This window comes from Leptolyngbya sp. AN02str, assembly GCF_050565595.1.
Lineage (GTDB): Bacteria > Cyanobacteriota > Cyanobacteriia > Elainellales > Elainellaceae > Kaiparowitsia.
Window position 1 is genome coordinate 16,143 of the sequence record NZ_JBNXVR010000008.1, and the last position, 13,652, is coordinate 29,794.

Here is a 13,652-nt window from a genome sequence, read left to right on the forward strand (position 1 = left end):
GCATACAACCTTCATGGCCACCACTCGACGCATCCTCGACCTGCTGCGCAACGGGCAACCCGGCGAAACCGTTACCATTCAAGGCTGGGTTCGCACCAAGCGCGACCAAAAAGAATTTAGCTTTGTAGAAGTGAACGATGGCTCCTCGTTGGCGGGCTTGCAGGCGGTGGTCAGCCAGGATGTGCCGGGTTATGCCGATGCGCTGAAGCGGGTGAATACCGGTGCTTCGGTGGAGCTGTCGGGCACGTTGGTCGAGTCGCCTGCCAAGGGCCAGCGGATTGAGCTCAAGGCGGAGTCCATCACGGTTTTTGGAGAAGCGGATGCTGAGACGTACCCGTTGCAGAAAAAGCGGCACTCGTTCGAATTTTTGCGCTCCATAGCTCACTTGCGCCCTCGTACCAATACGTTGGGGTCTGTATTTCGGGTGCGCAATGCGTGCGCAACTGCCGTGCATAACTTCTTTCAAGAGCGCAACTTTTTGTGGGTGCATACCCCGCTCATTACCGCGAGCGATGCCGAAGGGGCGGGCGAACTGTTCACGGTGACCAGTATGAATTTGGACACACCGCCGCGCACCAAATCGGGCGAGGTGGACTTTGCCCAGGACTTTTTTGGCAAACGCGCCTTTTTAACAGTGAGCGGCCAGCTCGAAGCCGAAATTATGGCGATGGCGTTTACCAATGTCTACACCTTTGGCCCCACGTTTCGTGCCGAAAACTCCAATACGTCGCGTCACTTGGCTGAGTTTTGGATGATTGAGCCGGAGATGGCGTTTTGTGCGCTGGATGGCAACATGGAACTGGCGGAATCGTTTCTAAAATACGTGTTTAAGTACGTGCTGGAAACCTGTCCCGAGGATATGGAGTTCTTTAACCAGCGGATTGATAATACGGTTTTGGAAACGGCAGACAACATTATTAATAATGAGTTTGAGCGCATTACCTACACCGATGCGATCGCCCTGTTAGAAAAAGCCGACAAAACCTTCGAGTTTCCGGTGTCCTGGGGACTCGATCTGCAATCGGAACATGAGCGCTACCTGGCCGAAGACTTGTTCAAAAAGCCAGTGATTGTTACTGATTATCCCAAAGAAATCAAAGCCTTTTACATGCGCCAAAATGACGACGGCAAAACGGTTCGCGCCATGGATGTGCTAGCCCCTCGAATTGGCGAAATCATTGGCGGTTCCCAGCGTGAAGAGCGCTTGGACTTATTAGAGCAGCGGATGGCTGACTTTCACATTCCAGCCGAGTCGATGTGGTGGTATTTGGACTTGCGCCGCTTTGGCACGGTGCCCCATGCTGGCTTTGGGCTTGGGTTTGAGCGCTTGGTGCAGTTTATGACCGGCATGCAAAACATTCGCGATGTGATTCCGTTCCCGCGTACACCCCAAAGTGCCGAATTCTAGTTCAAAATTGGAGCGGTTTCCAGGGAATGGGGTTTCGATAAGTGCGGAGAAATCCTGCGCCAATTGAACCCATATCCCACCCGTGTCAAACCAGGATTTTAAGCACAATGGTTGATTGAAATGGGATGAGAATGCCTTCAAATAGGGATTGAAAGGATTCGTGAGGCTATATCCATGCCGTATCCGCAAGCTCCCTGGTTGCTTCAGGGTCATGCATTTCAAACGATTCAACTGTTTGATGGCGATCGCGTTCGTGCTGGTATTCCGTCAGAGTTGGAGATTGTGTCTCCCATTCCAGGAAAAACGCTGGGCGGCATTTACTTTGCGTCCTACACGCAAGGCTCCGTTTTGCAGTACAACGAGCTGATTGTGGTGAGTGCGTTTGTGCGTAAAGGAGCCAACATTGGCGCATGGATTTCACACATTTATGTGGATCATCCCGATTCGGTGGCGGGGGGGCGCGACATTTGGGGATTGCCCAAAGAGCTGGCCCAGTTTGACTGGCAGGTGGGAGCGCGTACCTCGGTTGTGGTGAGTCAGGGGAGCGATCGCCTCTGCCAACTCACTTGCGATTGGGAACTGCCTGGCTTGCCGCAAGCGCTATCCATGTCTGCCTTTAGCCAACAGGTGTCGCGGTTACTTCAGTTCAGTGCAACAGAGCATGGTCAACTTCACTTAGTCGGGGCTAAGGTGGAAATTCCACCTACAAGCCCCATTGCTCTGCTGAACCCTAGCCCGGTGGGGATGGCCTTTCATTGCACCGAACTGGTGCTGACGGTCAAAGCTCCCGTCGTGATGAGTGAGCCGTTGGAACTGGCAGGCAGGCGCTAGCGCAAGCGACCGCTGCGCAAAATGCTCACCGCCAGCCACAATCCCAAAAAACTCGCCACGGCAAATAGAGCATCGCTGAGCCAGATCACCTGCCCGGTTTGCGTACGCGACGAAATGATGGCTGCACCAATGATGAGTGACCCCACCACAACGCTGAAAGACAGTCGATTGGCGCTACTGTCGATGGTGCGACGAGTTCCCTCCAGCTCACGGATGCTGAGATTCCATTGCAGCGTTTCGGAGGTGACGCGATCGAGCAATAGCTCAATTTGGCGGGGCGATTGCAGCGTCAGGTTTTTGACATCCAGCATGGTGCGAAAAAACGCAGGCATGGGTGCATCTCCCAACAGTTGCTGCCGGAACAAGTCGGTCATGAGCGGGCGAATTTGCTCCGGAAAGTTGAATTCGGGATCGATCGTGTGAGCGACTCCTTCTAAATTGGCGATCGCCTTGGCACATAATCCCAAGTTGCCAGGGACCCGAATCCGATTTTTCCGCGCTGCTTGCAGTACTTCGTAAAAGAGTTGACTAAAGTTCAGCTCTGCCAAGCTCACGCTGTAGTATTGGCGCAGCAGCCGTTCATAGTCATTCTCCAGCCGCACCAGACTGATGCGCTCATCCGAGGGAGAAAGTTTTAGCGTGAGCTGTGCACAGCGCTGCGCATCGCGGCTCACGATTGCCAAAATGAGCTCCAGCAAAATTTCTTGTGTCAGCGGGTCAAGCCGCCCCACCATGCCACAGTCCAACAAGGCCACCCGCCCATCTTTGAGATAGAATAAATTGCCTGGATGTGGATCGGCATGGAAAAAGCCATCCAAACACACCTGTTGAAAAAACGCTCGCAGCAGCAAATCGGCAACCTCTTTGCGCTTGAGATGCGCTGTGCCCGATCGCTCGGCAACAAACGGTGCTGCCAGCAATAGCCCTCCATCTAGCCATTCCAGCACCAGCAAATCATCCGTGGTCAATTCCCAAATCACCTGGGGAATCATTACTTTTTCGGGATCAAACCACTTGCTGGTAGATAAATTAGTACGCAGTTGGTCGGTGTATTGCCCCTCTTTGGTAAATTGCAGCTCGGCTCGCAGCGCTTGAATAAACTCATCGGCCAGCGTGACCACGTCGTACACTTTGCCAAAATCGGTTTGGGCAACCAGATTGGCAATCACCCGAATCAGGCTGATGTCTCGTTCCACAATACTGTCCAATCCGGGACGTTGGACCTTCAGCGCGACTTCACGGCCATCTTTGAGGGTGGCCCGATGGGTTTGGGCAATGGAGCCAGCGGCAACGGGCTTGGGATCGATATGGGCAAAAACATCGTTGAGCGGCAGTGGTAGCTGCTGACGAAGCATGCTCTCAATTTCGCCCCAGTCAACGGGGGGCACTTCGGCTTGTAGGGTGCTGAGTGTGGCAATGTACTCAGGGGGTAGCAGGTCGGGGCGAGTGCTGAGCAATTGTCCCAATTTGACGAATACCGGGCCGAGATCAACCAAAATGTTGCGCAACACAGCCGGAGTGGGGAGGGCTGGTTCGTCGGTTTTGCCGCCCGTGAGTAGCCGACGCATATAGTCCCAGCCGTGGCGCAGCACAACTTCGGCAATTTCGCCCTGGCGGGAACCCGTTTGAACAAATCGAGACAGCATGAGGTTTTAGGAAGGCAATGGGGTTACCTCTAGCCTACTGTTTGTGGCCAATTTTGGGGTTGAGAACGGTTGGCACGCTTTCGCTCATGGCTGCCAGCGGATGTATGAATTCCAGGTCAGACTATCGGGGGCATCGTCAAAATTGCGAGGGCTTGCCTTAGTCCCGAACTAGATTGTTGCCAATCACTACCGATCTAGAACATCTCCCTGAACTGGATAGGATAGAGATATCCAAACAGGAGACAGATGGTATGCAATTGGCACAGTATCTCCACACGGCTTTACTGGTATCCGATTTGGAGAAGGCGGCGCACTTTTACGGCACGGTGTTGGGCCTCCCCAAGGTTGAGCGATCGCTCAAGTTCCCAGGCATTTGGTACCAAGTTGGCGCAGTGCAAATTCATCTCATTCAAGATGAAGGTGTGGAAATCGCGTTGCAAAATGCAGCAAAGTGGGGGCGCAATGCTCATTTGGCGATCGCAGTGGATAGTGTGGCTGCTGCCAGAGATCATTTGCAAGCCCACGGTTATGCCGTGCAAGTGAGCGCATCGGGACGTGCTGCCCTATTTGTGCAAGATCCCGACGGTAACGTGATAGAGCTGAGCGAACCTACATAATGGGGCGATCGCTCAATGCACCCTATCGCCAAATTACTCAGCATTTTGGGCCAGCGTGGGCTGCGCTTCTACAAAGCCCATAGCGGGCTGCGGATACAACACACCTTCGTAGGCCAAATCCACCTCTTCCTCTCCATCTGAGCTGTCCCAGCGATCGCGCACTTTGGCCGCTTTGGTTTTAACTTGGTTGGCGATCGAGCCCACAATCGAGATGTTGTACTCTTCCAGCTTTTTCAAGCTCTGCTTGGTTTTGGCTCGGCTGGTTTGTCGTAGTGCAACAACCATCAAAATTCCATCTGTGGCCGCCGCCAAAAAGTTTGCATCAATGGCGCTTTGCAAACTCGGTGAATCGTAAATCACCAAGTCGTAGGCTTCTTGCATACTCTCCATGGTGCGACGCAGATAGGGCGATGCAAGCAGGCGCGTGGTGCCCGGTTTCACATGTCCAGCCGTGAGGATGTGCAAGTTTTCGGCTCCAGCAACACTCTGCACGAGATTGGAAAGTGGAGCTGTTTTTTGCAGCAAGTCTGCAAATCCGCTGATGTTTTTCAGTCCCAGCTTGGTGTGCAGTTCGGGAGTGCGGAAGTTGGCATCTACCAAGAGCACTCGCTGTCCGGTGCCGGCAGCCGTTTCTGCAAGATTTAGCGCAACGGTGGTTTTGCCATCGTCGGCTAGGGGCGAACAAATGACGAGCGATCGCACCGATGCAGACTGCACCAAAAATCGTAAATTGGCATACAGCGAATTAAACGCATCCTGAAAGCCAAACGCCTCGGGGTCTAGTTCAGCCCCTTTGGCATTTGCTTGAGTGCCCATCAGAAACCCAACAGACGGATCGCCAGAGAGATAGCGGGGAATGCTACCCAACATCGGCGCAGGAATCAAATCTTTAACATCGTTTGCTTCGTGGAAGATGTCTTGCAGCTTCTCTAGTAGAATCGCTGCTCCAGCCCCCATCATGACCCCTGCCATAACCCCCACCATCAGTTTCTTCCGCGAGCTGACCGGGTCGGGAATGGGATTGCCCGCAGGATCGCGAGGAATGCGAGGCTCGGATACCAACTCCCACGGCACCTGGTTTTGTGCAGCGGCAACGCGGAGCGACTCTCGCTGACTCAACAGCTGATCAAGCGTGCGGGTCGCAATACCCAGCTGGCGCTGCAACTCGTTATAGCGCCGCGAGATCATGGGATACTGCTGGATCTGCCGCTCCACAATATCTCGGTTTTGCGACAAGATTCGGTTCCGCACTTCCAACACTTCCATTTTATTGGCGGCATCCACCAACTGTTGAATCATGCCCTGGCGTACCGAATCCTGGACCGTGCTAATTTGCGAGTTGGAGCTGACTGTGGCGCTTCCACCTAAAATTTGCTGAGCCCGCTGGATAATCAGGTCGTTCAAATTGGCGCGGCGCTGCTCCAGCCGCTGCATGGTAGGACTTTCGGCAGTAAACCGCACCGCCTCAACCGCAATTTGGCTTTCGATCTCGTTCATGCTGTTGAGCAACTGTTGATAACGAGGATCTTGGCTAAGGGATGAAACGGCGATCGCCTCACTCGGGTTGAGCTGAAGCTGTCGTTGCAGCGTTGCATACAGCGTTCGGGTTTCCTGAAGGTCTTGTTGAGTAGATTTCAGCTGATCGGTAACCTGCAACAACTGGGCTGAAATCTGCTGCCCTTGAGAAACCGGATCTAACAAATCATAGGTTTGCTGTAGGTCTTGCAGTTCTGACTCCAACTTATCCACCCGATCTTGTAGGGTAGGAAGTTGGTCTTCAATAAACTTGACCCCTTCACTAATGCGAGTCTTGCGATCCTCCAAGCTGTATCGCAAATATTTCTTGGACAGCTCATCCAGCACCGTTTGTACCGTATCGGGATTGTAGCCCTGGTACATCACATCCAAAATTTTGGTTTCTGTGGAACGACTCTTGCCGCCACTGCGCTGAAGCACGAGTCCGCTCACCAGCTCAGGGTAGATAAATTCTGGATGCTTGGCTTTAACGGCTTCGTAGACCTCGTTGAGAACGCGAGGACTACGCAAAATTTCCAGCTGAGTTGGGTAATCCAGCTTAAACAGTTGCTCACTCGGCACTCCTCCATCTGTCCGCGACAGGGCCGTAGGCTCGGCAATCCTGCCTTCCGAGGTGATGGGCTCAACCAATAACCGAAATCCACCACCATAGGTTGGTGCGTCCGATGCGGTACTTAGCCAAGCCAACACCGACATAACGCCCGCAATGCCCGTGATCAGCGGTAACTTGCGCTGAACCGTGCGAATGAGGGGAAGAATGGGGGATGCTTTCTTGGGTTTCTTGGTGCTAGGTGATTCCTCAACTTCTTCAAAGGATTCATCCTGCAACTCAAATTCCTGCTCCATATCAACCTCGTGTACTAACCCTACTCAGCGGTTTCAAATTCAATAACTGGATGGTGTTGCGAGCTATAGACCAAAGCCAAATAGTCGCAAAATTGCAAACGCTCCGTTGATAGGAGTTAACAGTGTGTTGAGGAAGTCGGATACCCGAGCGGTGGTGGAACGGTTCACCAAAATAATGTCGTTACTTCGCAGGGGTGGATTGTTGGCCTCATCGATGCCGCTAGAGAAGTTAATGTCAATTTCGCGCTTGGCGACTGTGCCATCGGCATTGATGCGGATCAATTCCACTTCGGCTCTGCGGGCGCGGGTATTGCTAAACCCGCCTGCGGCCAAAATGGCCTGATTTAGTGTGGTGTTGGGAGGCAGATCTACTGTCCCTGGCCGTACGACCTCGCCGACCACGTTGATCTTAATGGAGGTGGGCGAAAAGGTGGTTGCTGCTAGCTGGGAGGCTTCTTGTGGTGTTAGGGCTGTGGCTTGGGGGATATAGAGCGTGTCGCCGTCGCGCAGGATGGCATCTTGGCCCAGGTCTCCTGCTTGCAGGAAGGTCCACAGATCGACGTTGATGGTTTCGGCTTGGGATGTTTGTTGAGCCCGTCGAATTTCAATCTGTCGTACGTCGGCCATTTGGGTAATGCCACCCGCAGCCTGAATTGCCTGGGTGACGGTGTAGCGCTGGGCAGCACCACCGCTAAATTCGGCGCCTACAGTGTACACACCGGGACGGTTGACCTGGCCCACCACCCCAATTCGCAAAGGGCGGGGCGCAAGCAGGGTCACGGTCACGAGCGGTTGGTTGATGTATTGGGCATAGCGAGTGGCGATCGCCTCCGCCGCCTGATCCAGGTTCATTTCCTTGATAAATATTTTGCCAATCCAAGGAAGGTTGAGTGAACCATCCAGCAAGACGGTGTACTGAGCGCCGCTAAACTCAGGCACATCAAAAATATCGACGCGAATGGTGTCTCCGGCTCCCAAGATGTAGGGTTCGCCCGCTTGAGTGATCTCGGAAAGGTCGGCTGGTAAGGGTGCGTACTGGACAGACGAGGGCGGTTGAGGTGCTGTTGGTGTTTGTGGCTCGGCAGTAGGCTGCAGCGGAAGCTGTTGCTGAGTGGGTGTTTCTAACTGCTGCTGGATGAATTGCTCTTGAGGTAGAACTGTGGGCGCTGGAGGTGGGGATGTTTGAGCCGAAGCCGTGGTGACTTTGGTGATCGCAACGCAGGTACCAAGCACAATCCAGCTTAGTCGGGTGAGATGACGGCGATCGCAGAAGAAGATCAAGGGGTGAGATTTCCAGTGAACGATCATGAGATGGGACTTCACATTCAACAGTATTGACAAACGTTTGGCAGATGCAGAGTGGGGCTAACGAACGAATGCTGACGCGATGCGAAACTCTGTGGAAATACGGTAGAAATACGGATTATCCAAGTAGCCGAGATATACAGTAAATCTTTAAGATTGTGCAGATATCTTCAGAGTTCCCTGGCAGCCCATACATCTACCAATGTTTGATGAAGATTGAAGCAAGAAAGCTAGGCTGTTTTCCTGAACCGATGAACTGTCTTAACAGAACCGAGGACGTACCCGTTGAATGATTTGTCATGGGCTTGGCTCATGCTCAATCAACGTCAGGCTTGGTTAAAGACTGTTCTCAGGGTAACGATTCATGCACGAGGTCTAAGTAACGTCAGTTTCGGTTAAGGGCTTTTCTGAGGTTTGCGCGGCGCGCAAACCTCAGAAAAGCCCATTTTTGCGTGCGCAACGCGCACGCAAAAATGGGCACTTCAGCTTATCCATCACTCAAGTTAAGTAGGATGTAAGGTCTGAAAATCTGGGCTGTAAAGGCGAACCGTCGAAGTTTGCGTTCAGTCTAGGTGACCTGTGTTGTCTGCTTGAGCGATTGGCCAATTCGGGTTGATGGGTGTGCTTTGTTACCCGCATCTGAATCCTGGGAATGCTGGATAGGGTGTTGCTTACATGCACCGCTTCCGTGAACGGGGCTGGTAGCCCCTAGCACGGGCTGAGCAATGCTCTGCTGGCTGGGTGCGTTATAGAACCTGTGCTTCATCAATTCGAATGTTCTGAGGGGTGTGTCAGGTTTGGCAGAGAGCTGTCTACAGTTGCAGACAGGTTTGGGCTAAAGCCACATCTATTTGGTTTCGCTATCAAGGCTCATAATTCACCCGCGTCTTTATCGAAATACCCCATGGCGATTGCATATCTTGTCAATCAATATCCCAAAGTTAGTCACAGTTTTATTCGCCGCGAGATTGCTGCCGTTGAAGCATGCGGGATACCCATTGCCCGGTATGCCATTCGGGCCTGTCGAGATGAGTTGGTGGATGAGGCTGATCTGGCTGAGTTGGATCGCACCTATGTTGTGATGGATCAAGGATTGAAGCGACTGGCGATCGCTCTGGCAGAAGTGGCGATCGCTCAACCGACGCGCTTCCTCAAAGCGCTGAACATGGCACTCAAGCTGGCCCGTCACTCTGATCGGGGTATTGTGCATCACCTGATCTACTTGGCTGAGGCGTGTCATTTGCTGCGGCAATTTCGAGCAGCTCGAATTACCCACGTGCATGCCCACTTTGGCACGAACTCCACAACGGTAGCGCTCCTGTGCCAGCAGTTGGGAGGGCCGACCTACAGCTTTACCGCGCATGGCCCCGAAGAGTTTGATAAACCCACGGTCATTTCCCTCTCCGAGAAAATTCAGCACGCCTCATTCGTTGCCGCGATTAGCTCGTTTGGCAAAAGCCAACTATTTCGCTGGTGTGAGCACCGCCACTGGTCCAAAGTTCACATCGTGCATTGTGGGGTTGATCAGGAATTTTTAGACCACATCCCATCGCCTGTGTCCGAGGTTCCCCAATTGGTGTGTGTGGGGCGTTTGAGTGAACAGAAGGGATATTTACTTTTGCTAGAGGCCGCTCGGCAACTAACTCAGCAAGGGATGAGCTTTAAGCTGGTGTTGGTTGGCGATGGGCCACTTCGTTCCGAAATTGAAGCCTTGATTCACCAGTGGAATTTGCAACACTGTGTTGAAATTACGGGCTGGGCGAGTGGGCAGCAGGTACAGCAACAGCTTCTGGCGGCTCGGGCAATGGTGCTTCCCAGCTTTGCGGAAGGGCTGCCTGTGGTGATTATGGAGGCACTGGCGCTGGGCCGTCCGGTGATTAGCACCTACATCGCCGGAATTCCAGAGTTGATTGTGCCGGGGCAGTGTGGGTGGTTGGTGCCGCCTGGTGATGCCGATGAGTTGGCGATCGCCATGAAAGCTGCACTCACTGCATCGACGGCAGAGCTAACCCAAATGGGCGCTGTTGGCCGTGCTAGAACGCTACAACAGCACAACAGCTTTATAGAAGCAGGAAAGCTGGCATCTCTCTTTTCACAATCGCTCAGTGCAGAACCCTCAGCAGCGGGGCATGAGTCGGCGATCGCAGCCCCTACATTGGCGATCGCGATGTCATCAACAGCAACAGAATCCTAGTCACACCCCAGTGTGACTAGGATTCTGCGCATTGTTCACCAGCCTTGTATCGAGTCTTTATGGCATCCGCAACATCCCTAAATCGACGCATTGTTAACGGCACATTCTGGACTATTGTGGGCTACGGCACCAGCCAAATGATCCGCTTTGCCAGCAACCTTGTGCTGACCCGCCTACTTGCACCAGAGCTGTTTGGCTTAATGGCGTTGGTGAATGTCTTTTTGGTTGGCCTACAGCTGTTTTCAGATGTGGGCATTACCCCTAGCATTGTTCAAAACAAACGGGGTGAAGATCCAGACTTTTACAACACAGCATGGACGATTCAAGTTTTGCGCGGCATGGCCCTGTGGATCGTTTGTTGCTTGATTACCTATCCAGTTGCGCAGTTTTATCAGGAACCTCAACTCTACTGGCTGCTGCCAGTTGTGAGTTTGTCCACAATTATTTCTGGGTTTAACTGCACCGCTTTTGCGACGCTCAAGCGTCGGTTAGAAGTGGGCAGAATTGCGATCTACGAAATTTTAGTTCAGGTGGTTTCCATCTCAATTCTGTTGATCTGGGCGTATTTGAATCCCACGATTTATGCGCTGGCTGGTGGCAGTGTTGTTGGAGCCGTCATTAAAACCGCATTTAGCTATTGGCTCATTCGTGGGTACAAGAACTGGTTCGCCTGGGATAAGACGGCCCTTCAAGAAATCTTTTCATTTGGTCGATGGATTTTTGTGGCAACGGCGATGACTTTTTTGGCAACTCAGACCGATCGTCTGATGCTTGGTAAGCTGATTTCGATTGAGGTGTTGGGGGTTTACACCATTGCTGCAACGTTGGCAGATTTGCCGCGCCAGGTGATTGGCTTGTTGGGGTCCAATGTGATTTTCCCAACCATTTCGCGATCGCTCGATACACCGCGCAGCGAATTGCGCACCAAAATTTTGGGCAAGCGATGGATCCTGCTGCTTGGAGCGGCGATCGCGCTCACAATTATGGTTTCTCTGGGCGATCTCGTCATTCGCACACTGTACGATAGCCGCTACAACCAAGCCGCATGGATGCTGCCAGTGCTGGCTCTCAGCCTATGGCACACACTGCTTTATAACTCGATGAACCCCTGTCTGATGGGGGTAGGTCGTCCTGTCTATGGGGCGATCGGCAACATGTTGCGCTTTCTAATTTTGTTGGTTGTCATGCCATTCAGCTACGATTGGCTAGGCATTGGTGGGGTCATCATTACCATTGCATTTAGCGACTTGCCCATGTATTTCGTTGTGGTCTATGGCCTATGGAAAGAAAAGCTCAATACAGCAATTCAAGATATTAAAGCAACTGTATTGTTTCTGATATTGCTGGCCGCTTCACTGGGATTACGCGAGTGGCTGGGTTTCGGGTCTCCATTTACGGGATTGTTTTAGACAGATTCCTCCTCTGTTCATCCGTCTGGTGGTTGATAGGTACCCCCTCTTACAAATGTTCCTCTGCTTTCCAATGTGTTGATCTCATGTTGATGATTAGACCTGTTAAATACATTCCTCTTTGAAACGTGAATCAATCGTCGGCTCTGCCGTACAGCGATTCATGCAGTAGGTCTATTTCTAGATTGTTGAATTACATGAGCACCCAAAATCATGAGCCCAACCGTTTACTTAGTCATGTTCGGCTGGATTCCAGTCGTTCTAAACTTCTTTTCACGGTTTCCCCCACAAAAAGCCGTCATTGTTAGTTTCATTGGAGCTTGGTTGTTCCTCCCCATGGCCGTTTTTCCGCTGCCAGGGCTGCCAGACTATTCAAAGATGTCGGCAACCTGCTATGGAATTTTGCTGGCCACCTTTTTGACGGATGCCGAGCGGTTTAAGTCGTTGCGCTTTAGCTGGGTAGATGTGCCCATGTTGCTGTGGTGTACCTGCCCGGTATTTTCCTCAGTATCGAATGATCTGGGTTTGTATGATGGAATTTCCCAATCGCTGGATCAGACCGCGATGTGGGGCTTGCCGTATTTGTTGGGCCGGTTGTATTTGTCCAATCTGTCTGGATTGCGACAGCTCGCAACGGGAATTTTTATTGGCGGACTGGTGTATGCACCGCTATGTGTGCTGGAAACCATTATTAGCCCTCAGTTGCACCGCATTGTATATGGCTACCACGCCGCCAATTTTTTGCAACAAATCCGCTATGGTGGCTATCGCCCATCGGTGTTTACTCAGCATGGGCTAGCGGTTGGCGTGTGGATGATGGCCGCAACCCTCATTGGCATGTGGTTTTGGTATACGGGCACGTTGAAGAAAGTTTGGGGGTTTCGGCTAATCCTGCTGGTTCCGGGGCTGCTGGTGGTATTTATCATGTGTAAGTCAACGGGAGCCTATGGATTGCTTGCTTTAGGAATTTTGATTCTGTTCTCGGCTAAGTGGCTGCGTACGCCGCTGCTGCTGTTATTGGTGGTGGCGGCAATTTGTGCATACCTGCAAATGGGTGCGACAGGGGCGATTACCCCAGAGGCACGAGATCAAGTCTTTGTGCAGCTTACCAAGCTCTCGAATGAGGATCGGGCTGGCTCCATCGTTTTTCGACTTGAGAATGAGGAAATCTTGAGTGAGAAGGCTCGCGAACGCATGCTGTTTGGCTGGGGCGGGTGGGGGCGCGCTCGGGTCTATAACGATGAGGGTGAGGATATCTCTGTAACGGATAGTTTGTGGATTATTGCGTTTGGCGATCGCGGCATTTATGGATTGGCGACTTTGACTGGGGCAATGCTTGTACCAGCTTTGCTCATTCCGTTTAGGGCCTACCCCGCTCGTTTGTGGGGGCATCCTGAGGTGGCACCAGTTGCGGTGTTAACGGTCATTGTCACGTTATTTATGCTGGATAGCGTGTTGAACGCAATGTTTAACCCGGTGTATGTGCTGACCTGCGGAGCCCTTTCTGGCTTGGCGGCCAATCCTGAACCACTGGGCCGTAAACGGAAAAAGAAAAAGGCGAAAACGCTGCCACCGGCTGCCAAAAAACAGCGATCGCAACAGCCGGCTTAACCCAACTTTTGTAGGGTAAGTGGGTCAAAAAATTGGCGATCGACAAAAAATGAGAGAAATCACTCAAGACTTAAGCTGCCTTCAGTATTGAAGATGAAAAGCAGGAGGGGCCTCAAGCAAAACGGATGATCAAGATTTCTGACGAGGCACAAGTCGCATTTACCAAGACGGTACCCATGGGCGAGAAATGGGAATTCTAACGTGGGGGCACCTGAAACGTGGGTTGAACGGTACAGGATTCCCAGGCTT

General features: G+C 52.3%; 9 protein-coding genes. 6 read left to right on the forward strand and 3 right to left on the reverse strand.

Annotated elements, in window-relative coordinates:
• Positions 1–13: 13 nt before the first annotated feature.
• Entirely contained in the window at positions 14–1,408 is a 1,395-nt protein-coding gene (asnS, locus tag ACQ4M4_RS08020; RefSeq protein WP_430683959.1) for an asparagine--tRNA ligase, read from the forward strand.
• A 174-nt stretch (positions 1,409–1,582) separates the two neighbouring features.
• On the forward strand, positions 1,583–2,239 hold the full coding sequence (locus tag ACQ4M4_RS08025; RefSeq protein WP_430683960.1) for an acetoacetate decarboxylase family protein: 657 nt from the start codon (positions 1,583–1,585) through the stop codon (positions 2,237–2,239).
• Here ACQ4M4_RS08025 and ACQ4M4_RS08030 read toward each other — a convergent pair.
• Complete coding sequence (locus ACQ4M4_RS08030; RefSeq protein ID WP_430683961.1) at positions 2,236–3,885, reverse strand: ABC1 kinase family protein; 1,650 nt, start codon at positions 3,883–3,885, stop codon at positions 2,236–2,238. The genes ACQ4M4_RS08025 and ACQ4M4_RS08030 overlap by 4 nt on opposite strands.
• 251 nt (positions 3,886–4,136) lie before the next feature.
• On the opposite strand from ACQ4M4_RS08030, the gene ACQ4M4_RS08035 reads away from it, so the two are divergent.
• Entirely contained in the window at positions 4,137–4,502 is a 366-nt protein-coding gene (locus tag ACQ4M4_RS08035; RefSeq protein ID WP_430683962.1) for a VOC family protein, read from the forward strand.
• Between the two features lie 33 nt (positions 4,503–4,535).
• Here the strand turns inward: ACQ4M4_RS08035 and ACQ4M4_RS08040 are convergent, their stop codons facing one another.
• Positions 4,536–6,884 (reverse strand): GumC family protein, encoded by a 2,349-nt coding sequence (locus ACQ4M4_RS08040; RefSeq protein ID WP_430683963.1) that lies wholly within the window; start codon positions 6,882–6,884, stop codon positions 4,536–4,538.
• Between the two features lie 63 nt (positions 6,885–6,947).
• Positions 6,948–8,192 (reverse strand): polysaccharide biosynthesis/export family protein, encoded by a 1,245-nt coding sequence (locus ACQ4M4_RS08045; protein WP_430683964.1) that lies wholly within the window; start codon positions 8,190–8,192, stop codon positions 6,948–6,950.
• A gap of 901 nt (positions 8,193–9,093) precedes the next feature.
• Here ACQ4M4_RS08045 and ACQ4M4_RS08050 point away from each other — a divergent pair.
• The 3 genes from ACQ4M4_RS08050 to ACQ4M4_RS08060 all read left to right on the forward strand — a co-directional run bounded on the left by ACQ4M4_RS08050 (position 9,094) and on the right by ACQ4M4_RS08060 (position 13,403).
• Positions 9,094–10,383 carry a glycosyltransferase gene (locus ACQ4M4_RS08050; RefSeq protein ID WP_430683965.1) on the forward strand — a complete coding sequence of 430 codons (1,290 nt, stop codon included), beginning with the start codon at positions 9,094–9,096 and terminating at the stop codon, positions 10,381–10,383.
• Positions 10,384–10,442: 59 nt separating this feature from the next.
• Positions 10,443–11,792, forward strand: a complete 1,350-nt coding sequence (locus ACQ4M4_RS08055) for an oligosaccharide flippase family protein (protein WP_430683966.1) — start codon at positions 10,443–10,445, stop codon at positions 11,790–11,792.
• A 213-nt stretch (positions 11,793–12,005) separates the two neighbouring features.
• Positions 12,006–13,403 (forward strand): O-antigen ligase domain-containing protein, encoded by a 1,398-nt coding sequence (locus ACQ4M4_RS08060; protein WP_430683967.1) that lies wholly within the window; start codon positions 12,006–12,008, stop codon positions 13,401–13,403.
• Positions 13,404–13,652 lie beyond the last annotated feature (249 nt).

Excerpts from the sequence above, each read along its gene's own strand:
- asnS (WP_430683959.1), top strand. The coding sequence starts at position 14 with ATGGCCACCACTCGACGCATCCTCGACCTGCTGCGCAACGGGCAACCC.
- ACQ4M4_RS08025 (WP_430683960.1), top strand. The coding sequence starts at position 1,583 with ATGCCGTATCCGCAAGCTCCCTGGTTGCTTCAGGGTCATGCATTTCAA.
- ACQ4M4_RS08030 (WP_430683961.1), bottom strand. The coding sequence starts at position 3,885 with ATGCTGTCTCGATTTGTTCAAACGGGTTCCCGCCAGGGCGAAATTGCC.
- ACQ4M4_RS08035 (WP_430683962.1), top strand. The coding sequence starts at position 4,137 with ATGCAATTGGCACAGTATCTCCACACGGCTTTACTGGTATCCGATTTG.
- ACQ4M4_RS08040 (WP_430683963.1), bottom strand. The coding sequence starts at position 6,884 with ATGGAGCAGGAATTTGAGTTGCAGGATGAATCCTTTGAAGAAGTTGAG.
- ACQ4M4_RS08045 (WP_430683964.1), bottom strand. The coding sequence starts at position 8,192 with ATGATCGTTCACTGGAAATCTCACCCCTTGATCTTCTTCTGCGATCGC.
- ACQ4M4_RS08050 (WP_430683965.1), top strand. The coding sequence starts at position 9,094 with ATGGCGATTGCATATCTTGTCAATCAATATCCCAAAGTTAGTCACAGT.
- ACQ4M4_RS08055 (WP_430683966.1), top strand. The coding sequence starts at position 10,443 with ATGGCATCCGCAACATCCCTAAATCGACGCATTGTTAACGGCACATTC.
- ACQ4M4_RS08060 (WP_430683967.1), top strand. The coding sequence starts at position 12,006 with ATGAGCCCAACCGTTTACTTAGTCATGTTCGGCTGGATTCCAGTCGTT.